The organism is Streptomyces sp. NPDC093544 (assembly GCF_040683495.1).
Taxonomy (GTDB): domain Bacteria; phylum Actinomycetota; class Actinomycetes; order Streptomycetales; family Streptomycetaceae; genus Streptomyces.
Genome location: NZ_JBFBEA010000006.1, coordinates 17,412 through 40,422 on the forward strand (window position 1 = coordinate 17,412; position 23,011 = coordinate 40,422).

General features: G+C 70.2%; 18 protein-coding genes. 10 read left to right on the forward strand and 8 right to left on the reverse strand.

What is annotated here, in order from left to right:
• Window positions 1-39: 39 nt before the first annotated feature.
• Both AB0N66_RS10100 and AB0N66_RS10105 read left to right on the forward strand, forming a co-directional pair.
• Window positions 40-2,025 (forward strand): helix-turn-helix domain-containing protein, encoded by a 1,986-nt coding sequence (locus AB0N66_RS10100; protein WP_365430971.1) that lies wholly within the window; start codon window positions 40-42, stop codon window positions 2,023-2,025.
• Window positions 2,026-2,202: 177 nt separating this feature from the next.
• A complete protein-coding gene (locus AB0N66_RS10105; protein ID WP_365430973.1) occupies window positions 2,203-3,444 on the forward strand; it encodes a glycoside hydrolase family 71/99-like protein in 1,242 nt (413 codons plus the stop codon).
• Between the two features lie 9 nt (window positions 3,445-3,453).
• Here the strand turns inward: AB0N66_RS10105 and AB0N66_RS10110 are convergent, their stop codons facing one another.
• From AB0N66_RS10110 to AB0N66_RS10135, 6 genes are all read right to left on the reverse strand, one after another.
• A complete protein-coding gene (locus tag AB0N66_RS10110) occupies window positions 3,454-5,679 on the reverse strand; it encodes an ROK family protein (RefSeq protein ID WP_365430975.1) in 2,226 nt (741 codons plus the stop codon).
• Window positions 5,672-8,737, reverse strand: a complete 3,066-nt coding sequence (locus AB0N66_RS10115) for a glycoside hydrolase family 38 C-terminal domain-containing protein (RefSeq protein ID WP_365430977.1) — start codon at window positions 8,735-8,737, stop codon at window positions 5,672-5,674. The genes AB0N66_RS10110 and AB0N66_RS10115 overlap by 8 nt, the downstream gene beginning before the upstream one ends.
• A 227-nt stretch (window positions 8,738-8,964) precedes the next feature.
• On the reverse strand, window positions 8,965-10,041 hold the full coding sequence (locus AB0N66_RS10120) for a Gfo/Idh/MocA family oxidoreductase (RefSeq protein ID WP_365430979.1): 1,077 nt from the start codon (window positions 10,039-10,041) through the stop codon (window positions 8,965-8,967).
• Entirely contained in the window at window positions 10,026-10,712 is a 687-nt protein-coding gene (locus tag AB0N66_RS10125; RefSeq protein ID WP_365430981.1) for a ThuA domain-containing protein, read from the reverse strand. The genes AB0N66_RS10120 and AB0N66_RS10125 overlap by 16 nt, the downstream gene beginning before the upstream one ends.
• Window positions 10,709-12,004 carry an enolase C-terminal domain-like protein gene (locus tag AB0N66_RS10130; RefSeq protein WP_365430983.1) on the reverse strand — a complete coding sequence of 432 codons (1,296 nt, stop codon included), beginning with the start codon at window positions 12,002-12,004 and terminating at the stop codon, window positions 10,709-10,711. Before AB0N66_RS10130 ends, AB0N66_RS10125 begins: the two co-directional genes overlap by 4 nt.
• Window positions 12,005-12,141: 137 nt before the next feature.
• A complete protein-coding gene (locus AB0N66_RS10135; RefSeq protein ID WP_365430985.1) occupies window positions 12,142-12,927 on the reverse strand; it encodes an IclR family transcriptional regulator in 786 nt (261 codons plus the stop codon).
• A 162-nt stretch (window positions 12,928-13,089) separates the two neighbouring features.
• On the opposite strand from AB0N66_RS10135, the gene AB0N66_RS10140 reads away from it, so the two are divergent.
• From AB0N66_RS10140 to AB0N66_RS10160, 5 genes are read left to right on the forward strand one after another with little or no spacing between them, the layout of a single operon-like run.
• Window positions 13,090-14,478 (forward strand): extracellular solute-binding protein, encoded by a 1,389-nt coding sequence (locus AB0N66_RS10140; RefSeq protein ID WP_365430987.1) that lies wholly within the window; start codon window positions 13,090-13,092, stop codon window positions 14,476-14,478.
• On the forward strand, window positions 14,475-15,470 hold the full coding sequence (locus AB0N66_RS10145) for a sugar ABC transporter permease (protein ID WP_365430989.1): 996 nt from the start codon (window positions 14,475-14,477) through the stop codon (window positions 15,468-15,470). The genes AB0N66_RS10140 and AB0N66_RS10145 overlap by 4 nt, the downstream gene beginning before the upstream one ends.
• Window positions 15,467-16,336, forward strand: coding sequence for a carbohydrate ABC transporter permease (locus tag AB0N66_RS10150; RefSeq protein ID WP_365430991.1), 870 nt, complete (start codon window positions 15,467-15,469; stop codon window positions 16,334-16,336). Before AB0N66_RS10145 ends, AB0N66_RS10150 begins: the two co-directional genes overlap by 4 nt.
• Entirely contained in the window at window positions 16,336-17,184 is an 849-nt protein-coding gene (locus AB0N66_RS10155; protein WP_365430993.1) for an NAD(P)-dependent oxidoreductase, read from the forward strand. Before AB0N66_RS10150 ends, AB0N66_RS10155 begins: the two co-directional genes overlap by 1 nt.
• Window position 17,185: 1 nt before the next feature.
• Window positions 17,186-18,292, forward strand: coding sequence for a glycoside hydrolase family 99 protein (locus tag AB0N66_RS10160; protein WP_365430995.1), 1,107 nt, complete (start codon window positions 17,186-17,188; stop codon window positions 18,290-18,292).
• Window positions 18,293-18,336: 44 nt separating this feature from the next.
• Here AB0N66_RS10160 and AB0N66_RS10165 read toward each other — a convergent pair whose 3' ends face one another.
• Both AB0N66_RS10165 and AB0N66_RS10170 read right to left on the reverse strand, forming a co-directional pair.
• Window positions 18,337-19,389 (reverse strand): right-handed parallel beta-helix repeat-containing protein, encoded by a 1,053-nt coding sequence (locus AB0N66_RS10165; protein ID WP_365430997.1) that lies wholly within the window; start codon window positions 19,387-19,389, stop codon window positions 18,337-18,339.
• Between the two features lie 277 nt (window positions 19,390-19,666).
• Entirely contained in the window at window positions 19,667-20,131 is a 465-nt protein-coding gene (locus AB0N66_RS10170) for a MarR family transcriptional regulator (RefSeq protein ID WP_365430999.1), read from the reverse strand.
• 168 nt (window positions 20,132-20,299) lie between these two features.
• Between AB0N66_RS10170 and AB0N66_RS10175 the strand changes: the two genes are divergently transcribed.
• Genes AB0N66_RS10175 through AB0N66_RS10185 form a run of 3 tightly spaced genes read left to right on the forward strand, consistent with a single transcriptional unit; the run spans window position 20,300 to window position 22,975 of the window.
• The gene (locus AB0N66_RS10175; protein ID WP_365431001.1) at window positions 20,300-20,491 is read left to right on the forward strand and encodes a ferredoxin; all 192 of its coding nucleotides are present in this window, start codon (window positions 20,300-20,302) and stop codon (window positions 20,489-20,491) included.
• 43 nt (window positions 20,492-20,534) lie between these two features.
• Complete coding sequence (locus tag AB0N66_RS10180; RefSeq protein ID WP_365431003.1) at window positions 20,535-21,752, forward strand: cytochrome P450; 1,218 nt, start codon at window positions 20,535-20,537, stop codon at window positions 21,750-21,752.
• Window positions 21,749-22,975: an FAD-dependent oxidoreductase gene (locus AB0N66_RS10185; RefSeq protein ID WP_365431005.1), complete on the forward strand. Its 1,227-nt coding sequence runs from the start codon at window positions 21,749-21,751 to the stop codon at window positions 22,973-22,975. Before AB0N66_RS10180 ends, AB0N66_RS10185 begins: the two co-directional genes overlap by 4 nt.
• Window positions 22,976-23,011 lie beyond the last annotated feature (36 nt).

Consider the following 23,011-nt stretch of genomic DNA (forward strand, 5'->3'; position numbering starts at 1 on the left):
GGCCGGGCCCGGCGTACGCCCGATACGGTGAGAGGCGTCGTGAGCACCGTAGAGCAGCCTCCCGCCCTTCCCGCTCTCGCGCCGCTGCGCCAGGCACGAGAGCGGTTTCTGACGGGGCGGCCGCTGCCCGACGGTGTGCCGGACGAGGTCGTCGCGGCCTGGCGGCGGGCCCGGTTCTTCGGCGTACCGCACGATCTCAAGGAGCCGGCCGAGTTCGCGGCGGGCGCGCGGCCCGAGTCGCCGCTGCTGTCCGCGGCCCGTCCCGTGCTCGAACGGCTCGCCCCCGCCCTCGGCACCGGGCGCTCCTCCCTGGTCCTCACCGACGAGCGGCTCCGGGTGCTGTGGGCGGCCGGGAGCGTGCCGGGTAACGAGCAGTGCACCGACTTGTCCGAGCGGGAGGTGGGGCACAACAGCGCGGCCCTCGCCCTGCGCACCCGGCGCCGCGCCGAGGTGCACGGCCCCGAGCACTTCCTCGACCTGTGGCAGGACGTGTCCGCGGTGAGCGTGCCGGTGCTGGGCCCCGAGACCGGGCAGGCGCTGGGCACGGTGACCGTCGCGTCCGGCCTGTGCGCGGAGTGTTCACCTCATCCCGGTGCGGCGCTCGCCGAGGCCACCGCCGCGGCGGTGGAGGCCGAGCTCCTCGCACGCACGCGAGCGGTGGAACGGGTCCTGCTGGACGCGTACCTGACCGCGACGCGAGGACCGGCGCCCGCGGTGGTCGCCCTGGACGGGCGGAACCGGCTGGTCAGTGAGGCGGCGGCGCGGATGTTGTCTCCGGAGGGGCTGGAGGCACTGGAACGGGGCGCGGGGGCGGTGCTTCGGCAGGGGGTGCCGACGGAGTCGTACGGCACGGGGTTGCGGTCGGGCACGGCTTCGGGGCCGTACGACAGGGGCTTGGGGTCGAGCATGCCCTCGGGGCCGTATGACACCGGCTTGCAGCCGAGCACGCCTTCCGAGCCGTACGACACCGGCTTGCAGCCGAGCACGCCCATGGAACCCCACACCACAGGCCCCCGAGAGGAAAGGCCCGCCGAACCGCACAACACAGACCCCCGGCAGGGCACACCCTTCGCAGCCCGACCCGTCGTCGAACTTCCCGACGGATCGGGCTGCACCGCCCGGCTCACCCCCGTGCGCCACCTGGGTTCCGTCATCGGTCTGCTCGCCGTGTTGGAGCCGCTCGCCGCCACTACTGTGCCGCCAACGCCTCGCGCGCAGATCCCGCTAACCGGACGTTCCGTCCCCTGGCGGCTCGCTGTGGAGCGGGCCGCGGAGCTTGCCCGGTCCCGGGAGCCGCTGCTGCTGACCGGTGAGCGTGGGACGGGCAAGACAATTCTGGCGCGGGAGTTGTCCGCGGAGTTCGCGCCGGAGTTCCGGCCGCTGGTCGTGGACGCGGCGGAGGGTGAACTCGGCGTCCAGTACCGGACGTTGACAGACGGCCGTCCGCTTCTGCTGCGGCACGCCGAGCGCCTCGCCCAACCGGACGTCGCGGCCCTGAACTCCCTGCTAGACGAGCACCCCGGCGTACCCCTGCTGGTCACCTACACGCCCGGTACACCTGTCGGACCGTGCCTCCAGCGGCTTCTGGACACGCTGGCCGCCCGCACGGTCACTCTCCCGGCACTGCGTGAACGCCCGGAGGACATCAGGGAGTTCCTCACCGCGCTGGCCCCGAAGCCGGCCCGCGGACGGCCCCCGCTCACCTGGACGCTCGACGCGCTACGGGCTCTGGAGCAGCATCCCTGGCCCGGCAATGTCACCGAACTCGCGCATCTCGTAAGGGCGTTGGCGGATGACCGCCGGCCGGTGGGGCCTGTCCGACGCGCGGAACTCCCGGACGCCGTCCGGGAAGGGCCCGCCGAGCGACGGCTCAGCCCGATGGAGCATGCCGAGCGCACGGCCATCCTGGAGGCGTTGCGCCGCCACGGCGGCAACAAGGCGCGGGCGGCGGCCGCGTTGGGGATCGGCCGGGCGACGCTGTACCGGAAACTGCGGGGATATCGGGACACTCCTCACGGTTCGTAGCGCTGAGTTGATGAACCCGTTCGGAGGGTGCTTCACAATTCGGCGGAATCGGAAATCGGAAAATAAGGTGCCTGACGAATAATTGTCAGGCCCCCTCAATTCATTCACCTCCCACGGCTTGTAACGGAACACGGAATTCCCCTAGCGTCAGAAGACCCCCACAAGGAGGAATTCTCCGTGAGCATCACAAGACGAACCCTTCTCGGTACCGCGCTCGCCGCCACGGCGGGAGTCGGCACAGGTGCATTCCAGCAGGCGGTCGCGGCACCGGCCGCAAGCCCGCCGGGCGATGTCGTCGGCAAGATATCCGTCGGTTATCAGGGCTGGTTCGCCTGTAAAGGCGACGGAGCCCCGATCGACGGCTGGTGGCACTGGAGCCAGGACATGAGCCGTCCGCCGTCGCTGTCCAACACCACCATCAAGTCGTGGCCCGACATGCGCGAGTACAGTCGCGGATTCGCCACCGACTACCCGAACCTGACCAACGGCGCGGCCGCGACCCTGTTCACCTCGTGGGACCAGCAGACGGTCGACACACACTTCCGCTGGATGCGCGAGAACGCGATCGACACCGCCGCACTGCAGCGCTTCAACCCGTTCGGCTCGGAAGGTCCGACGCGGGACGCGATGGCACAGAAGGTGCGACAGGCCGCGGAGGCCAACGGCCGCAAGTTCTACATCATGTACGACGTCACGAGTTGGACGTCCATGCAGTCCCAGATCAAGGAGGACTGGACGTCGAAGATGCAGGCGCACACATCGTCGAGTTCCTACGCACGGCAGAACGGAAAGCCTGTCGTGTGTATTTGGGGCTTCGGCTTCAACGACTCGGGGCGCCCCTTCGAACCCGCTCCCTGTCTGGACGTCGTCAACTGGTTCAAGGCGCAGGGCTGTTACGTCATCGGAGGCGTGCCCACGCATTGGCGCACCGGCACCGAGGACTCGCGCGCCGGGTTCTCGGACGTGTACCACGCGTTCAACATGATCTCGCCGTGGATGGTGGGCCGGATCTCCAGCGCCGCCCAGTCCGACCAGTTCTTCAGCAGCGTCAACACACCCGACCAGGCGGACTGCGACGCCCATGGCATCGACTACCAGCCGTGTGTGATGCCGGGCGACCTCCAGGAGCGCCATCGCGCCCATGGCGACTTCATGTGGCGGCAGTTCTACAACATGGTCCGCGTCGGCGCGCAGGGCATCTACATCTCGATGTACGACGAGTTCAACGAGGGCAACCAGATCGCCAAGACCGCCGAGACCGGCGCCGCCGTACCTGCCGGTTCGGGCCTCTGGGCCCTGGACGAGGACGGCACCCGCTGCTCCGCGGACTACTACCTGCGACTCACGGGCGACGGCGGCCGCATGCTGAAGAAGGAGATCGGCCTGACGGCCACCCGGCCGACACCGCCGGTCCTGTGAGCGGGAGCCTCAGACTCGGTCCCGGCCCCGCAGCCGGGGCGTGAACGCGGCATGGAACAGCGTGGAGGCCGCCCCCACCGCGGCGGCCTCCGCGCTGAGCACCGAGCGTTCCACCTCGACGCGGCGCAGTCGGCGCGCGGTGGGGAACTCGTTGACCGCACGGCCGATCTCGTCGAGGTAGAACTCCGCGACGTCATCGGTGAAGAACGGGCCGCCGAGCACGATCAGGTCGATGTCGAGCAGGTCGACAAGCCCGAGCGCGCCGCCGCCGATCGCCCGTGCCACCTCCCGTACCGCGCTGATCGCGGCGGGGTCGCCCGCGGCCGCCGCCCGTCCCACGGCTCGGTAGGCGGCGGTACTGCCGCCGTCACCCGGCACCCGCAGGCCGAGCCGGGCGGCGAAGTCCGGTACGGAGACGGGTGGGTTGCACTCCGGCAGCAGCTCCGGTCGGCCGTCGGCCGCCATCCGCCCCAGGGCGATCGCGCAGAGTTGCCCGAACTCGCCCGCGTTGGCGCTCACCCCTCGGTAGAGGTCGCCGTTGAGGTACAGCCCGGAGCCGACGCCCGTCCCCAGATACAGGTAGGCGAAGTCCCGGGCCCTGCGGTCACGTCCGATCCACCGCTCCCCTGCCGCCGCCGCGAGCGAGTCCTTCTCGATGAGCACCCGGCACGGGAAGTGGTCCTTGAGGAGGTACAGCAGCGGCAGGTCGTCCCACGCCGTCATGAGCGGCGGGTTGAGTACGGTGCCGGAGGCGATGTCCACCGGCCCCGGCACCGCCACGCCGACGCCGAGCAGGCCGTCCTCGCGTACGGCGCCCTGCGCCTTCTCCAGGGCTTCGTGGCCCAGCGCGACCACCTGGGTGACGAACTCGCCGGGGTCGATGTCGGCGCTGACCGGTCTCGTACAGGTGCAGACGATCGCGCCGTCGAGGTCGATGACGACGGCGGTGAGCAGTTCGGGGTCGATGTGCAGGCCGAGGGCGTGCGCGGCGGTGCCGCAGAGCCTGACCGGGGTGCGCGGCTTGCCGGAGGTGGCGCGCCGCTGGGCGTCCTCGACGAGGACGCCGCGGTCCAGCAGGGAGCGGGCGATCCGGGAGACCGACTGCTGGGTGAGGCCGGTGCGGTGGGCTATCTCGCCGCGGGTGATGCTTCCGGAGAGGCGTACGGACTCGATGACCACGCACTCGTTGAAGGAGCCCAGGTCGATCTGGTTGACGCCGCTGAACGAGGCCGGGTGGGAGGGGAGTTCGCCCCGACGCGGTGCGCGCAGGTGCTCGGCGACGTTCTCGCGCAGCCAGTGGACGGGTTCCGTGGGCGGCCGGTGCGTGGTCCGTTGCAGAGCGGCGACCAGGTCGAGGTACACGCGCCGGGAGGACTCTGGGTGGCTGGTGCTGTCGAGCGCGATCATGGCGCGCAGGAAGCCGCGCCAGGTGGTTCTGGCCGGGAGGTCGTGGAAGGTGACCGGCGAGTCGGCCCGACGGTGCTCTTGAACGGGCCGGGAGCCTCCCCTCTCCCACAGCACGATGGAGTGCAGCGCGATGTCGGGGTGGTGCTCGGCCGCGGCGGCCAGGTACGCGAGCAAGGTCCGGACGGCGTCGGCACCGGAGTCCGCCGCGGACGCGGCGATGGACGCGCTGGTGGTCGCCGTGCGGAGCGTGGACAGCGCCCGGTCCACTCCCTCCAGGACGTCCTCGCCGATCACCGTCGCGGCCGGGGCGGCGCGCGGCGCCTGGGGCCGGGTGCCCGCGAGGAGGACGGCGCGCACCTGATCGACGTACAGGCCCATGACCCAGATGTCCGCCCCGGGCAGCGGTGGCCGGGTCGGCACGTACGGGGCGGGTGACTCGTCGGGCGGAAGCTGCCAGCGGCGCCGGATCGAGGCCACCGTCGCGTGGGAGAGGCCGAGTTCGCGGGCGATGGCCCGGCTGGCGCCGCTGCCGCCGGGGGCCAGCAGAGCGCGGGTGATGACCTCGGCCTCGTCGACCGTCGCCGGCCGGCCGGTGCGCGGGCGCTGTCGCAGGCCGGGCAGTCCCGCGCTGTGCCAGCGGTGGCGCCAGCTCCCGACGGTCTGCCGTGACACGCCGAGGCGGCGGGCGATGTCGGCGTCGCGCAGTCCGTCCGCGGCGAGCAGAACGACATGCGCGCGGGTGGCGAGCGGGCCTTCGCTGCCGGCCCAACCGCGCAGCACGGCAAGGGTGTCGGGCGCGAGGCCCACGTCAGGGTGTGGTTCACGCACCGCTGCTGCCTTCCTGACGTTGCCCGGCTCGCACGAGCCGCAGCGTGCGGATCTGGAACGGTCGCAGGGTGAGCGGGACACGGCCGTGCCGGTGAGGGCGGGGTGTGGGGTGTTCCTCCAGGAGATCGGTCTCGTGGACCGCCTCGACGGCGAAGTCCGCGCAGAGGGTGGCCCGAGTTCGTCCGCCGCGTGTTTCGTAGAGCCGTACGACGACGTCGCCGCTGCGGTCGTCGGCCAGTTTCACCGTCTCCACGACGACGTCGGGGTGGTCGACATGGACAAGCGGCGTCTGCGGGCCGGCGGCGGGGCCGGGGCGCAGCGGGAGGTTGACGGCGTATCCCTCGGTGATGGCGTCGCCGAGGGTGGCGCCGGGGCGCAGGGTGTGCCGGAAGCGGTGGAGGCCCCGGTCGGCGTACGGATCGGGGCCGTTCGTGGCACACAGCAGCGTGTGCCGTACGACGGTGGTGGTGCCGCCGCCGTCGCGGGTGTGCCGGGTGACGTCATGGCCGTAGGTGGAGTCGGTGGCCAGGGCGACGCCCCAGCGGTGCTCTCCGACGTGGATCCAGCGGTGGGCGGCGAACTCCTGGGAGGTCGCGTCGGGGTCCTCGTGCATGGGGTGAGCCACATGCCCGAACTGCACGTCGGCGTGGCTGAGTTCGGCGTGCACGTCCAGCGGCCAGGACAGTTTGAGGACGGTGTCCCGCTCGCGCCAGTCGACTTCGGTGTCGACCGTCAGGGCGTGGCTTCCGGCGGTCAGGGTCAGGTCCTGGACGAACGTCGAGCGTCCCGTGCCGCGTCGGACTCGCACGGTCGCCAACAGGGGTCCGCACGCGCGCAGTTCGACCTGGCCGGCCTCGACCAGGTCCAGGGCCTGGTCGCCGCGCAGGAGTTGGAGGAGATTGCCGGCGCCACCGGGGGCGAGGGCGTCACGTCCGGTGGCCAGGTCGACGGCCGAGCGGACGAGACCCGCCGCGTCCACGCGTACCCTCAACAGGCCGTTGTCCAGGACCTGTTGGCCGTCGACCGTGGTGTGCGCGGTCACGCGTGCGGTGCCGTCGAGGGGAAGGCCGGTGGACCCGGCGCCGAGGGCGGGTGCGTCGGCGAGCACGGCGAGAGACCCGTCGGGCAGGAGCTGGGCCGTGTCGGATGCCTGGCCGGTCCCCGCGCGGAGGGTGACGACCTCGCGGCGGGAGTACGGCGCCGCGTTCCGGACGCCGGCGCCGTCGGGTTCACCGACCGCGCGCCGCACCAGGCGGGTGAGCCGACGGTGCAGATCGCGGTGCTCGTGTTCGGCGTCCTCGTGGACCCAGGCGATGGAGGCGCCCGACAAAATGCGCCGGCTCTGCTGGAGCAGTACGCGCCGCCACAGGGCGTCGAGTTCGTCGTACGGGTAGGGGACGCCGTGGCGCACGGCGGCGGTCGCCGACCACAGTTCCACCTCGTGCAGCAGGACCTCGCTGCGGCGGTTGCCGCGCTTGGTGCGGGCCTGGCTGGTGTAAGTGCCCCGGTCGGGGGCGAGGTCGAGTCCGCCCCGCCGGACGGGCGCGTGCGGGTACTCCTCCCTCGCCTCCCGGAAGAACTGCGCGGGGTGGCGCATCGCGACGCGCGGCGAAACGTCCAGGTCGGCGAGCCTGCGGGCTCGCTCCAGGGTGTCGCGGCCGGGTCCCTCGGCGTCGCGGCCGAGTGGCTGCAGGGAGAAGGCAGCGGCGGGTGCCTTGTCGGCGAAGTCGGTTACCACATCGGCTGGTTCGGCGCCGGTGAGCGCCGCGTTGTCAGGCGCGAGGTGGGTGAACAGTGTGGTGCCGTCGATGCCCTCCCAACGGAAGGTGTGGCGGGGCGTCGCCGCCGAGTGGTCGGCGGGAGGGCGCGTCGCCAGGAGCCAGCGTGCGCCCGCGAGGGCGGCGATCTGCGGGAAGGCGGCCGAGGCGCCTCTCGCTCCGGGCAGCCAGGCGCCTTCGCTGTCCGCGCCGAGTTCGTCGCGGAAGAAGCGGCGGCCGAGGACGAACTGGCGCACCAGGGCTTCGCCGCCCGCCAGTTCGACGTCAGGCTCGACCCATGTGCCGCCCACTGGTACCCAGTTGCCGTCGGCGACGGCCTTGCGCAGCCGCTCGAAGACGTGCGGCTGCTGGTCCCGCATCCAGGCGTAGTGCTGGGCCGACGAGGCCCCGACGACGAGTTCCGGGTACTCCTCGGCGAGGGTGACCAGGGTGCTGAAGGTGCGGGCACAGCCGCGGATCGTCTCGCGCAGCGGCCGGAGGCCGCCGGAGTCCAGAGGGGCGTACCCGACGCCCGCGAACCTGTGCGCCGACGGGTCGGCGCGCTCGGCTAGCGCGGGCGCGAGGACACGGCGTGCCGCCGCGGCGGTAGGGGCGACGGCCTGGGGGTCGAAAGCCTCGACCGCGTGCTCCAGGGTGATCCGTATCTCGTGGCGGCGCGGAAGTTCGGCGGGCAGGGCGCGCATGAGGCCGTCGAGGGTCTCCATGTCGTGCAGCAGGTGCCAGACGTCGTCGTCGCGTACGGCGAGGTCGGCGCGCCGGAACCGGTACAGGGGCGCGTCGCCTGCGGTGACCGGGTCGCCGTAGCGGACTCCGCTGCCGGTGGCCGCGTCGATGAACGGATTGGCGGCGGCCTCGACGAGGAAGTGGACGGCTTCGCCGCCACGGGCGGAGGCCGTGACGGGGACGGCGCCGGTGTGCGCGTGCAGGCCGTGCAGCGGGATGCCCTGTGCGTCGTGGACGAGGGCTTCCGCCTGACAGTCGCCGGGATGGCCGGAGTCGCCGCCGAGGTCGATGAGGGCTTCGACGCGGCGGCCCGCCCACCGCGCCGGAACGCTCGCGCCGACGCGGAACCAGGTCGTCGACCACGGACTGCCCCAGGGCTCCCCCGCCGTGAACGGCGCGTAGTCGGCGCGCAGCGCGATGCCCACGGGCACTGGCTCTCCGGGGATGTGCCAGGCGCTGACGTCCATGGGCAGCCGCTGCGGATACAGCGCGGGGCGGAGCCGTTCGCTGAGGAATGCGGCTATGCGCTCTTCGCCGGACTTTCTCCGGTCATGCATCGGAAGCCCTTCCTGTCCAGCCAGTAACCGCCATGTAAAACCATGTGTGTTATCAAGTCAACGCCTCTCACTCGTTCCTTCTTCTCGCAGATCGCAACGTAACTACGGGCAATTGTCAGGGGAATTCACTGCCACTGAAGGACGCCTGCGTAAATTAATTGGACTGACATTCAGGGCAGAACTGAAGGCGGCCGGACGGCCTGCCGCCTTCAGTTCTGCTCGGTCTGTTACTCCACGCGCGCGGGCCGCTCGCACGTCGTGCTCACCGGCAGGGACCTGCCGCCGTGGGCGGCGTCCAGCAGGGTGAGCATCACGTCCAGTACGTGGTGGGCGAGTTCGGCCGAGGCGCGATGCGGGCGTCCCGAGGCGATCGCCTCGGCCAGGTCACCAAGTCCCGTACCGCGCCCCGCTGTCGGGTACCCGGCCGAGACGGGCAGGGGTTCCCAGCCGACGCCGTGGTGGAGTTCGACGAGCCCCTCGAAATTGTTGGGGTCGGGGACGGAGAGCGAGCCCTCGGTGCCGTGGACCTCTATGCGGGGCAGCCTGGCCGCCCGGACGTCGAAGCTCATGATGAGGGTGGACAGGGCGCCGCCGGCATGTTCCAGAATGCCGGTGATGTGGGTGTCGACCTCCACCGGGAAGCGTGTTCCCGCCCGGGGACCACTGCCGATCTCGCGTTCGGCTCGGGGCCGGGACGCGGCGCCGGTGACGCGTACGACGGGGCCGAGCAGGTGCACGAGTGCCGAGAGGTAATAGGGGCCCATGTCGAGAAGGGGGCCGCCGCCCGGCCGGTAGTAGAACTCGGGGTCGGGGTGCCAGGGTTCGGGCCCTGCCGAGGCCATGAACGCGGTGGCCGCGACCGGTGTGCCGATGAGTCCGTCGTCGACGGCCTTGCGGGCGGTCTGGGTACCGGTGCCGAGGACGGTGTCCGGCGCGCAGCCCACGCGCAGTCCGCCGGCCCGGGCGGCGGCGAGCACCGACTCGGCCTCCTCGCGGGTGGCGGCCAGGGGCTTCTCGCCGTAGACGTGCTTGCCCATCGACAGTGCGACAAGGGCGACTCCCGCGTGGGCCGCGGGGATCGTGAGGTTGAGGACGGCGTCCACGTCGTCCCTGGTCACGAGGTCGACGACGGAAGCGGCGACCCGCACGTCGCCGGATGCCCGGACAGCCGCCTCCTTCGCCCGGTCGGGGTCGAGGTCGGTGACGGCGGTGAGCCGTACGGTGTCGAGGCGGGCCAGCGTGTCCAGGTAGGCCCCGCTGATCTTGCCCGCGCCGACCATGCCGATTTTCAGCGGCTCGCCCACAGCAGTCCCCTCTCGGTGAGCGTGCGCACCTCGGGCACGTCGAAGTCGTCCGGCTTGTGTCCGACGGCGGACACGAACACTCGGCCCGCACCGCAGTTCCTGGTCCACACGGCGGGCATGACGACGGTCCGGTCCCGTTCCTCGTCGGGCTCGAACGTCGTCGTCGCCAGTACGTCGATCAGCGGGTCGGTGGACAGCCAGTACTGCTCGGTGTGGACACGGAAGTCACTCAGGCCGCGGACGACGGGGTGGTCGGCGCGCTCGGGCACCAGGTGCACGTCGTGGTCGTGGAATCCGGGCGGATGCATGAGGAACTGCCCCCCGGTCAGTAGCTGGTAGCCGACGTCGCCGCGGAAGGAGTCGACGATGCCGCCGTGCCAGCCCGCGAGGCCGGTTCCCGCGCGCACGGCGGCGACAAGGCCGTCGCTCTGCTCCCGCGTGATCTCGCCCATGCTCCAGCACTGCACGATCAGGTCGGTGGCCGCGAGAAGGTCCGCGTCCTCGTACACGTCGAGGGATTCGGAGGTCTCGACGGCGTAGCCCTGGTCCTTGAGGAACGGCAGGAAGAGGTCGGTGATGGTGATCGGCTGATGGCCTTCCCACCCACCCCGGACGACGAGTGCTCGTCGCGGTACGTCGTTGGCAGGTGCTCGTCGCGGTGCGTCGGTCACGGTCGTTGTACGCTCCCGTCGGTGTTGCGCAGCAGGGCCCAGCGGTCGTGTTCCGTGGGTTCAGGCACGGGATGGCGACGGGCCGCCGCCTCGTCGAAGTCGACGCCGTGGCCCGGGATTTCGGGTGGTTCGAGGAAACCGTCCCGTGCGACGACGGTGCCGGGGAAGACCTCGGCGACAGCCGGTCCGAATGTCGCCGCCTCCTGCACCCCGAAAGCGTGGCTGGAGACGTCCAGGGCGAGGGTCGCCGCATGGGCGACGGGACTGACGTCGGCCGGTCCGTGCGGGGCGAGCCGTACGCCGCGCAGCTCGCACAGTGCGGCGATCTTGCGCGCGGGTGTGAGCCCGCCGAGCGTCGGGACGCGCAGCCTCGCGAAGTCGATGTCGGGTCCGTCGAGGAGCGCCGTGAACTGGGCGCTGTCGCTGAAGAGTTCGCCGACCGCGAGGGGTACAGGGGACGCCGCGTGCAGGCGCGCGAAGTGCCCGGCGTCCTCGGGCGCGAGGAGGTCCTCGACGAAGTAGAGGCCGGCGTCCTCGACGCGTCGAAGGAAGTCCCGTGCCTGGCGCGGATCGAGCCGCTCATGGACGTCGTGCAGCAACTCGACCTCGTCGCCGACGAGTTCACGCACCCGGGTGAGGATCTTCGGGACGGTTCTGACGTACGCGGCCGAGTCCCAGGGGACGCGTCGGGCCCGTACGGCGGCCGGATCGACGGCCGCTCCCCCGGTGCCGTACGTGTCCGTGCCGGGTACGGCTACCTGGACGCGGACGTGCCGGTACCCGCGCTCCCGGGCCGCGGCCACCTGGTCGGCGATCTCCCGCTCGTCGGCGCCGTCGACGTGCGTGTAGGCCTCGGCGCCGGTGCGCACTCGGCCTCCGAACAGCGAGTACAGGGGCGCTCCGAAGCGCTTCGCCTTGAGGTCCCACAGTGCGACGTCGACGCCTCCGAGGGCGTTCCCGGTGACCGAACCTCCGCGCCAGTAAGCGCTGTTGAGGAGCAGTCGGTGGATGTCCTCGATGTCGTCGGGGTCCCGTCCGAGGAGCAGCGGGGCGAGGTACTCGTCGAGGACCGCGCGGACGGCGAGGGTGCGCTGCGGATCGCTGGCGCAGCCAAGGCCGTAGAGCCCCGGCTCGTTGGTCTCGACGCGCACGACGAGGTGGGGACAGCCGTGCGGGGCGGTCAGGAACGTACGTACGGCAGTGATGCGGATCTTCGCGCCGCGTTCCTCGACCCAGGGAGCCGGGGCGAGTACGGGAGCAAGGACGGGCGTGCGGGCCTCAGGCCGAGCCATGTGAACTCCCGCGTACGGATAGCAGAATGACGTACTGATATCCGAACGTATGAAGCGCGCGGCGGGTTTGTCAACGGGCCTGCCAAATATGACATCGGGGTGGCCGGAACACCATCCCCAGGGGCGTAAAAGCCCTCTCAGCGCTGCCCGATCCGCTTCAGGAGGGTCCGCAGGGAGTGCGCCGCCTCGGTCACGGCCTGCGCCACCTCCTCCATGCGTGCGTCGTCCATCCTGCTGCGGGGCGCCGAGCAGCTGATCGCGTCGCCGCCGTCCGGGGCGACGCCGAGCGCGACGGCCACGCACCGGATGTCCACCGCGTTCTCGCCGTCGTCCACGGCCCAGCCGCGCAGCCGGGTCCGGGCGAGCTGGTCGAGCAGGGCGCCCGGCTCGACGACCGTGTCCGGAGTCATCCGCTCCAGCGGCCAGTCGAGCCGGCGCTGCACCTCGGCCGGGTCGTACTGACAGAGCACCGCCTTGCCCAGGGCGGTCGCGTGCGCGGGCAGCCTGCGCCCCACCGCCGAGTACATCCGCAGGGCGTGCCGGGACTCACGTTTGGCCAGGTAGACGATGTTCGTACCGTCGAGCCTGCCGAGGTGGACGGCCTCCCCCGTCTCCTCGGCGAGGGCGTCGAGGACGGGTCCCGCGAGGCTCGTGACGTCATCGCCCTCCAGGTAGGCGGTGCCTGTCAGAAGGGCCTTGAGACCGAGGCTGTAGCGGGTGCCGGAGGCGTCGACATCCACCCAGCGGCGCGCCTCCATCGTGCGCAGGATCGCGTGCAGGCTGCTCTTCGGCACCGACATGGCGCTCGCCATCTCGGCGAGCGAGAGCCTGGCACCGTCCTGCCCCAGCAGCTCGAGCACTTCCAGCACCCGAGCAGCGGACTTGACCTCTTCGACCTTGCGCCCGCGCGCTGTCGCTGTCACCGATTCCACTGACCCTCCGCCTCCCCGCCCCGGCGCCCCTCGGCTGACCGGTCAACACCTCATCGCAGCATGCGTCTTGACGCTATATCACAACGACTCTAAGTTCAGTCACTCCAACGCCATTCGGCCTTCTGAACGGTAGACCACCCTAGGTAGGGGTCCATGCGTATACCTGTTGCACGAAATGCCCGGCTTGTCGCGGCGGCAGTGGCCACGGCGCTCTCACTCACCTCCCTCACCGCCTGCGGCGGCTCCTCCGGATCGGGGGACTCGAAGTCGCTGGAGATGTGGACGTTCAAGCAGTCCCATGTGAGCGCACTGCGCACCGCCGCCAAGGAGTTCGAGAAGGAGACCGGCATCTCGGTCAGCGTCGAGGCGTACACGCCCGACGACGCGTATACGACCAAGGTCCAGAGCGCGGCGAAAACCGGTGACCTGCCCGATGTGCTCGAAGTGCACTCGGACGGGGAGGACCGGGTCCTGGGCGCCGCCGGGATCGTGTCGGACCTCAAGGGCGACTACAAGGGCGACTGGTCCGGGCGCATACAGAAGGCCGTCCAGGAGTCCGGGCTCGTCACCGACCAGCGGTACGAGAACTCCCTGAACAAAGAGGCCAAGGACCACGGCATCGAGAAGGGCGCCCGCTACAGCGTGCCCCTCAGCGTCGGCACCTTCGGCATCGTCTACGCCAACAAGAAGATGCTCGCCGACGCCGGCATCACCAAGGCCCCCGCGAACTGGGCGGAGTTCCTCGACGCGCTCAAGGCGACCAAGGCGAAGGACTCGAAGAACGGCGGACTCTCGCTGGGCCTCAAGGTGCAGGCCACGGGGCTGACCTGGGTGCTCCAGCCGCTGGCCTACGCCCAGTTGGGGCAGGAGGCCTACGAGAACCTGTGGGCCAAGGACACCAACGGCGACTTCGGTTCGCCGAACGGCGTCAAAGTCCTTTCGATGTACGACGAGTTGACCCCGTACTGGATGCCCGGCTCCCAGAGCCTGACGATCGACCAGGCGGACCAGGCGTTCGCCCAGGGCAAGTCCGCCTTCGACGTGGGCGGTACGTTCACGCTCGCGTTCCTCAAGCAGAACGGCATGAACCCCGACGACGTGCTCGCATTCGGTCTGCCGGCCCCCGCGGACGGCGCCGTGCCCGACCGGGCGCTCGGCCCGCTCGCCCTGACGAGCCTCAGCGTGACCTCGACGAGCAAGCAGCCGGACAACGCGAAGAAGTGGATGGAGTTCCTCTCCCAGCAGGATGTCGCCACCCAGTTCGCCAAGGACTCCCTGGATCTGCCGGCCACCGAACTCGGCGCGGAATCCGCCAAGATCCTCGGCCCCACGCTCAGCGCCATGGTCGACAGTTTCAAGGGCACGCCCGAGACGACGTACGACCCCACTCGCAACGACTTGTACCTCCCGATCGGGTACGAGCAGGACGACGCGGGCGCGATCCTCGCCGACCTGACGCCGCTCAGGCAGACGTCGGTCGAGGAGACCGCCCAGAAGCTCAGGAGCCTCAACCAGTCGTACTGGAAAGCGGCGGGCCAGTGACCACCGCTCCCCGTCGGACCGTGCCGAAGGCGGTGGAGGAGCGCGGCGGCACAGGCCCGGTGAAAACCGTGGCCTCCCCCCCGCCGTACCGCCGTTGGCGCGGGTACGAGGCCCTGTCCGGGTATCTGTTCGTCGCCCCCGCCGTGGTGCTCTTCGCGGTGATGGGCCTGTACACGGTGGGCTACGGCTTCGCGCTGTCCTTCGCCACCTGGAACGGCTTCGCGCCGAACTGGACCTGGGTCGGCCTCGACAACTACGCCGATCTGCTGTGGCGCGACCCGATCTACGCTCCCCGGGTGCGGCACGCCGCCCTCAACACCCTCTGGGTGATGCTCGCGGCGCCCGCCCTGACGGTCCTGGTGTCGTTTCCGCTGGCCGTGCTGCTCAACCAGGTCAAGCGGTTCCAGTCCGTGCTGCGGTCCGTGTACTTCCTGCCGTACGTCACCAGCGGCATCGCCGTCTTCTTCGCCTGGCAGTACATCCTGCAACCGGACGGCGCGATCAACTCCCTCCTCGCCAGCGTCGGCCTGGGCTCGCTGGAGCAGCCGCAGGGCTGGCTCGGCAATCCGTCCACCGCCATGGCGACGATGATCGTTGTGACGGTCTGGGGTGCGGTCCCGGTCGCGATGCTCCTGTATCTCACCGGACTTCAGGGCATCGACCGCAGCGTCCTGGAGGCGGCCCAGCTGGACGGCGCGGGCTGGTGGCGCACCAACCTGTCCGTCGTCTGGCCGCTGGTGCGCCCCATCACGGCGATCGTGGTGCTGCTGAACCTGCGCGAGTCCTTGCAGGGCTTCCAGCCCTTCCTGGTCATGACCCTCGGCGGACCTGGTGACCACACGAACGTCCTCGGCCTTGAGGCGTACCGCCTGGCCTTCCTCAAGAACCTCTCGCCCACGCTCGGCCTGGCCAGCGCGCTCGGCTGGATCCTCTTCGCCGCCGCCCTCGTCCTGGCCCTGATCAACCTTCGAGCGCTGCGGAGCAAGACATGACAGCGATTTCCCTGGCCCGCTCCGGTGCCCGTAAACGAGGGGGCGCCCGCAGGATCGTGGCCCGCGCGATCGTGGTCGTACTGCTCGCCGCGTACGGCCTGGTCAGCGTCTATCCGTTCCTGTGGATGGTGTCGGCCGCCTTCAAGGACCAGATCGAGGTCGTACGCGGCGGGCATCTCATCCCCGACAACCCCACGTTCCAGACGCTCACCGACACCTGGAACGAGCTGCACTTCTTCGACTTCTTCCTGAACAGCCTGCTGGTGACCGGGTACACCGTGGTCCTCACCCTGGTGGTCTACGCGGCCGCCGGATACGCCTTCGCGGTCCTTCGTTTCCCGGGACGCGGATTTCTGCAGAAGCTCTTCATCTCCCTGCTGTTCGTGCCGGGGATCACGGTGATGCTGCCGATCGTGCTCCTGGAGAACAGGCTGGGCATCCTCGGCACGCACTGGGGGCTCGTCCTGCCGTTCGTCAACGGCGGTGCCCCGCTGTCGATCCTGCTGATGACCGGCGCGTTCCTGGCGGTGCCCGGGGAGCTGCGGGACTCGGCCCGCGTGGACGGCGCGAGCGAGCTGCGGATCTTCACCAGGGTGTATCTGCCACTCTCCCAACCCGCCCTGATCACCGTGGCGTTGCTCACCGCGATCCCGACGTGGAACGAGTTCCTGCTCACCCGCGTGTCCCTGAACGATCCCTCCACCTACACGCTTCCCCTCGGCCTGCAGACGCTGTCCGCGGAGAACGTGCCACACTACAACAACCTGATGGCGGGCGCTCTGATCGTCGTCATCCCGGTGATCCTGCTCTTCCTCAGCCTCCAGCGGTACTTCGTCAACGGCCTTGTCGGGGCGGTGAAGGGCTGATGCGGGTCCTGGTCACCGGCGCCGCGGGCCATATCGGGCAGCACGTCCTGACCAGGCTGTTCGCGGCCTCGTACGAGGTCGTTGCCACCGACCTCGTGCCGTTCGAGGCGCCGTTGGCGGAGCGCGTGCATATCGGGGACCTCCAGGATCCCGACCTGGTCCGCAAGGCGGTCGACGGGGTGGAGGCGGTCGTCCACCTGGGGGCGATACCGCATCCCCACATGGACGATCCCAGTGCCCTGTTCGCCACCAACTGCCTGACCGCGCACCGCGTCCTCGACGAGGCGGGCCGCGCGGGCGTCCAACGGATCGTGGCCGCCTCCAGCATGGCGGCCGTCGGACTCGCCTGGTCGCCCGTCCCGGTCTCGCCCCTCTACGTGCCGCTGGACGAGGAACACCCCTTGCTCATCCGCGATCCCTACGGCCTGTCGAAGGCCGTGCTGGAGGAGACCGCCCGCAGCACGCACCGCCGCTGGGGTACGGACATCGTCTGCCTGCGCTTCCCGTTCACCGGCAGCGGGGAGCGGCTGCGCGGCCAGCTCGCCCAGGTCGCGGCGGACCCGGGGGCTCACCGCCACGACCTGTGGGGCTGGCTGCACACACGGGACGCGGCGGCCGTGGTGCACCAGGCGTTGCGGTCGGGCTTCACCGGATGCCATGTGCTCAATGTCGCCGCGGCCGACACCTCCTCCCCTCTTCCTTCGGCGGAGTTGATGGACCGCTTTCACCCGGGCGTACCGACCTTCTCGGCACTGCCCGGCCGCACCTCCCTGTTCGACACGACGGCCTGTACCGAACTGCTCGGGTTCGTCCCGCGGTACGGCCGACCCGGCAACCAAGGAGAGTGACATGAACGTTCCCCCGTCCCTCGGCTCGCTGTCCCGAAGAGGGTTACTCGCGGGCGGAGCAGCCGTCGGCGCCGCCGCGCTCGTCGCCGGTACGGCGCCCACCGCCTCGGCCTCCGCTCGGCCCAAGGGCCTCTCCGCGAACGCGCACATCTTCTACTACCCGTGGTACGGATCCCCGAAGGTGAACGGCGAGTGGCGGCACTGGCAGCAGGGCGAGCTGAGCCCGCCCGACAACATCAGCGCCAACTACTACCCGGTGCTCGGCCCCTACGACTCCGGCGACCTGCGCGGGGTGGTCGCCCGGCACATGCGCTGGCTGCGGCGGGCCGGCATCGGCGTGCTGGTCAGCAGCTGGTGGGGGCAAGGCAGTTACGAGGACCGGATGGCGCCCGTCGTCCTGGAGGCGGCCGCCGCCGAGGGGATCCAGGTCGCCTGGCACATCGAGCCGTACCAGGGCCGTGACGCCGTGTCGGTCGTCGCGGACATCCGCTATCTGACCGGCCTCTACGGCGATCACCCCGCCTTCCACCGCGCCGCGGCGTACGGCGACCGTTGCGCGTACTACGTGTTCAACAGCCTGCTCACCGTCGACTGGTCGGCGCTGCACGAGGTCGACGACATCGCGATCGTCATGGCACAGACCTGGGATCTGTCCCGCATCGGCGACTTCGGCGGCGTCTACACATACGACGCCATCGCCACCGCCAACCGCCCCGACTGGACCGGGGTCGCCGCGTACTGCGCCGAGCGCGGCATACCGTGGGCGCCGTCGCTCGGCCCCGGCTACCTGGACGACCGGGCGGTCCCCGGCAACACGAGCCCGACCCTGGACCGCGCCGACGGCCGCACCTACGACCTGGAGTGGGAGTACGCGCTGGAGAGCGGGCACGGTGACGCTCCGCCGGACTGGGTGAGCATCACCTCGTTCAACGAATGGCACGAGGGCACGCAGATCGAGCCCGCGACGGCGCGTACACCCGGCGACCTCGACTACCTCTCCTTCGAGGGTGCGTACGGGCGGCGAGGCGCCCGCGCCGAGACGGCGTACCTGGACCGCACGGCCCAGTGGGTGGCCCGCTTCGAGGCCGCGTTGGCCGCCGGCCGCTGACGCCGACACCTACCCGGCGGCAGGGGCCACCCACTGGCGCGACGTCACCCGGTGACGGTGATGTTCGTCAGGCCCCTGCCGCCGCTGGAGATGTTGGAGGACGCCACGGTGTTCTTGGTGGCGCAGCCGCTGTTGTCGGTGACGTTGATGCCGTAACCGGGCGCGGAGCCGAGGGTGAGCTTGTTGCTGGTGAACTTGTTGCCACAGCCGTACGGGTCGTAGACGTTGTGGACCTGGAAGCCGTCGGTGTACGGGGTGGTCACGGTGTTCGCGTCGATGACGTAGTTGTCGCCCTTGACGTCGATCGTGGAGTCACCGGAGTTCTGGTTCTTCTCGCCGGTTCCGTCGAGGGTGTTGCCGCGGATCGTGCCGCCCTTGGTGCCTTCCTTTATGTCTATGCCCTCGGCGGCGACATTGGGGCCGATCTTGTTGTTGAGAACCTGCACGTAGTCGGAGGCGTCGACGCCGGTGGGGCCGGCGTACTGGCCCCAATTGCTGTTGGCGGAGCCGATGTAGACGCCTTCGCCGTACGAGGGCTCGGTGGTGCCGACGTCGTGGATGTTGGAGTTCTGGATGATGCCGTGGTCACTGCCCGAACGGAAGTGGACGGCTTCGTAGCCGATGTCGTGGACGTGCACATCGGTGAGGGTGACATGCGGGGAGGCGTCCAGCACGATGCCCTTGACGGAGTCGTCGACGGTGATGCCCGTGACCTTCCAGTAGGGCGCGGAGCTGAGCCACAGGCCGTAGCCGTTACCGCCGTTGGACTTCACCACGGCCTTGCTGCTGCCGGTCAGCGTGATCGCGGAGGACGAGGTGCCATCGGCGGTCGCCTTGAACTGCCCTTCGTACACACCGTCGGCGAGCTGAATGGTGTCGCCCGCCTTGGCGTCGGCCAACGCCGCGGTGAGCTGCGAGGCGGAGGAGACGCTGACCGTGCGGGCGGCGGTGGCGGCGGTGGCGGACCCCGGCAACATCGCGAAGGCAAGCCCGCCCACTGCCGCGGCCGCTACCACCGAGGCGGTCAGATAACGGCGGGTGCGCCGCCTGTGGCTGCCGGTCGGGTGGGGGGAGGATTCCGCACGGGACTCATGCATGGGGGCGTCTCCGGAGATGTGGGGGGCACGGCCATGGACGACCGACTGAAGTCAGCGATTAGGAAAGATTCCTAACTTCTGCCGGGCAACAGGGTGTTTGCCATGGTGAACCCGTGTCAAGGTCCTGGGGGGAGATCTTCACAACGGCTCCAACGCCATGTATACGGTCGTCGGCGTCACCGAAGGCACTCCTGGGCAAACGGAGTTCGAGTCCGACGGCCTCCCGACGATCGCGGTCTCGGTCGCATCCGCATCCGCATCCGCATCCGCATCCGCATCAAGGCTGGCGATAGGCATCGACGATCCGGTCGATGACGGCTGCCGTGGTGCACACGTCGCTCGCCGAGAAGTCGCTGAGCGCCTCGGCGAGCCACTGTCTGCCCGTCGCCTCGGTGCGGGCCACCGCTTCTCGGCCATCTTCGGTGGGGGCGACTCGGCGTGCTCGCTGGTCGCCGGGTTCGCGGGTGGTCTCCACGAGGCCCAGCTCTTCCAGTCGGCGGACCTCCCTCGTGACATGCGGAGCTTTCACCATCAGCGCCTCCGCGAGTTCCCGCAGCAGCAAGGGCGACGGTGACGCCGACAGCACTCGGAGCACCGCGAGCGAGGCGCGGTCGATGGTGACACCCGCCTCTCGGCGCAGCCGTGTGTGGGTCTGATTGCCGCTCATGGCGTAGGACAGCGCCGACAGGGCCGTCTGCAGACTGCCCAGCGCCGTGCGGTCGGAGGGTTCGGAGAGTTCCACCCACCGATGATGCAACACGCATCGCTGCGCGCGTGGCCAAAAATCTGCCGTCTACACGCAGCGCCCAGTTGTACGCCGCCTAGCGGAGCGCTAGCCTCCAAATGCATCCATTTACTTAAGGTAAGTAAGTGGCGAGCCGTTGTGGCACTTTCTTCGAGGAGTTGAGACATGCAGATCACCGTGGACACGGACAAATGCTGCGCAGCCGGCCAGTGCGTCCTGGTGGCCCCAGAGGTCTTCGACCAGCGCGACGAGGACGGGATCGTCGTAGTCCTGGACCACCAGCCGCCGGCCGAGCTGCACGCCTCGGTCCAGGAGGCAGCGCAGATCTGTCCCGCGGCGGCGATCACGCTCTCCTGACACCGATCCGACCGCGCATACCCCCCACTCCGGAAGGACAGCAATGACCGAGACCCCCACCGCACCGCCCGCCTACAGCACAGCGCGTGCGCCCGGCTGCCCCTTCGACCCTCCCCCCGAGCGTGCCCGGCTGCTCAAGGAAGAGCCGGTGTCCCGCGTCACCCTGTGGAACGGACAGACCGCCTGGCTGGTGACCCGCCACGCGGACCAGGTCGCGCTGCTGCGCGACGGGCGGATCAGTTCGGACACCACACGATCCGGCTTCCCCACCACCAGCGCCGGCTCCGAGGCGCAGAACGCCCAGAGCCGGACGTTCATCTCCATGGACGATCCCGAGCACAGCGAGCAGCGGCGCCGATTCACGGCGGACTTCACCGTCAAGCGCAGCGAGTCGCTGCGGCCGCGCATCGGGGAGATCATCACGGACCTGCTGGACGCCATGGAGAAGGCCGGTCCTCCGGCCGATCTGGTCACCGCGTTCGCGCTGCCGATCCCGTCGCTGGTGATCTGCGAGCTGCTCGGCGTCCCGTACGAGGACCACGAGTTCTTCCAGCGCACCAGTGCCGTCCTGGTCGACACCCGGAGCACCCCGCAGGCAGCAGTCGCCGCCAACGGCGAGCTGCTCGACTACCTGGGCCACCTGGTCGAGAGCAAGGCCGACCACCCCACCGACGATCTGCTCAGTCGCATGGCCACGCGGTACCTGCGGACCGGTGTCAGCACGGTCGAGGAGTGCGCCAAGCAGGCCAGGCTGTTGCTGGTGGCGGGCCATGAGACGACCGCCAACATGATCGCGCTCGGCACCGCCATGCTCCTCCAGCACCCCGATCAGCTGGCCGCGGTGCGCGACGGAAGTGCGGCACGTGTCGCGGGGGCGGTGGAGGAACTGCTGCGGATCCTGACCGTCGTGCACCTGGGACGGCGCCGTGTCGCTCTGGCGGACATCTGGATCGACGGGCAGACCATCCGTGCCGGTGACGGCGTGATCTGCGCCACCGAGATCGGCAACCGGGATCCTGAGGTCTTCGAGGACCCCGACCGGCTGGATGTGGACAGGCAGCAGGCCCGTCGCCATCTCGCCTTCGGTTCCGGGCCCCACCAGTGCCTCGGCCAGAACCTCGCCCGGCTGGAACTGCAGCTCGCCTACCCCGCTCTGCTGCGGCGATTCCCCGGGCTGCGCATCGACCGACCGCTGGAGGAGATTCCCTTCCGCACCGACATGGGCGTCTACGGCGTCCACGAACTGCCCGTCGCCTGGTGACGTACGGAACGAACACCGTCCCGGCGCGTGTCGTCATCGTCGGTGCCTCGGCCGCGGGGCTCGCCGTGGCGGAGGGACTGCGCCGGTTGGGATTCGAGGGCCGCCTCACGCTCATCGGTGAGGAACCCGAGATCCCCTACGACCGCCCACCGCTGTCCAAGCAACTGCTGTCGGGCGCTTGGGAGCCCGAGCGTCTCAGCCTGCGCAGCGCCGAGGCTCTCGCCGGTCTCGACCTGGACCTGCGCCTCGGGGAGCGGGCGGTAGCGCTCGACACGCGGAATCGGGACGTCGTACTTGAGCGGCAACAGCGGGTCGGCTACGACCAGTTGGTCGTGGCCACCGGCGCCCGCGCCCGACATCTGCCGGGCACCGAGGGGACCGAGGGTCTGCATGTGCTGCGCACCCTGGGCGACGCGCTGAGTCTGCGGGCCGCGTTGGGAGCCGGGACCCGGCTGGTCATCGTGGGCGGTGGGTTCGTCGGCGCGGAAGCGGCTTCGGTGGCCCGGCAGTTGGGCTGCGAGGTCTCCTTGGTCACCGACACCGAGGCGCCGATGTCCGACGCTCTGGGGACGGAAGTGGGTGCCATGCTCGGCGAGGTCCACGCCGAACACGGTGTCCACGTGGAGACCGGTGCGTCGGTCGAGGCCGTGCTGACCCGCGGCGGCCGGGCCACCGGTGTGCGGCTCGCCGACGGCCGCAGTCTGCACGCCGATGCCGTACTGCTCGGCATCGGTGCCCGCCCCAATGTGGAGTGGCTGGCAGGCAGCGGGGTGCCGATCGCTGACGGCGTGGAGTGCGACTCCAGGCTGTACGCGGGCAACGGCGTCTGGGCCGCCGGAGACATCGCCTCCTGGCCCGACCTGGCGACCGGACAGCGGCTGCGCATCGAGCACCGCACCAATGCCGGTGAACAAGGACTGGCCGTCGCCCGCAACATCCTCGCCGGGCCGGAAGCGGCCACGCCGTTCACCACCGTGCCCTATGTCTGGTCCGACCAGTACGACCTGAGGATCCAGATCCATGGGCGGACCAGGGGCACCGATCAGTTCCGAGTCATGGAGGGTAGCTTGACCGAACGCCGCTTCACGGCGCTGTACGGCAGGAACGGCCACGTGCACGCAGCCATCGGCATCAACATGATGCGTCCACTGCGTTCACTGCGCCCGCTGGTGGCCGCACGCACGCCCTGGCCGGAGATCCACGGCGCCTTCGCGGCGACCTGAACCCGCGCCATCTCTCGGGCGGGTGGTTACTGGGAC

Excerpts from the sequence above, each read along its gene's own strand:
- AB0N66_RS10175 (WP_365431001.1), top strand. The coding sequence starts at position 20,300 with ATGCAGATCACCGTGGACACGGACAAATGCTGCGCAGCCGGCCAGTGC.
- AB0N66_RS10115 (WP_365430977.1), bottom strand. The coding sequence starts at position 8,737 with ATGCATGACCGGAGAAAGTCCGGCGAAGAGCGCATAGCCGCATTCCTC.
- AB0N66_RS10160 (WP_365430995.1), top strand. The coding sequence starts at position 17,186 with ATGAACGTTCCCCCGTCCCTCGGCTCGCTGTCCCGAAGAGGGTTACTC.
- AB0N66_RS10180 (WP_365431003.1), top strand. The coding sequence starts at position 20,535 with ATGACCGAGACCCCCACCGCACCGCCCGCCTACAGCACAGCGCGTGCG.
- AB0N66_RS10165 (WP_365430997.1), bottom strand. The coding sequence starts at position 19,389 with ATGCATGAGTCCCGTGCGGAATCCTCCCCCCACCCGACCGGCAGCCAC.
- AB0N66_RS10130 (WP_365430983.1), bottom strand. The coding sequence starts at position 12,004 with ATGGCTCGGCCTGAGGCCCGCACGCCCGTCCTTGCTCCCGTACTCGCC.
- AB0N66_RS10150 (WP_365430991.1), top strand. The coding sequence starts at position 15,467 with ATGACAGCGATTTCCCTGGCCCGCTCCGGTGCCCGTAAACGAGGGGGC.
- AB0N66_RS10155 (WP_365430993.1), top strand. The coding sequence starts at position 16,336 with ATGCGGGTCCTGGTCACCGGCGCCGCGGGCCATATCGGGCAGCACGTC.
- AB0N66_RS10140 (WP_365430987.1), top strand. The coding sequence starts at position 13,090 with ATGCGTATACCTGTTGCACGAAATGCCCGGCTTGTCGCGGCGGCAGTG.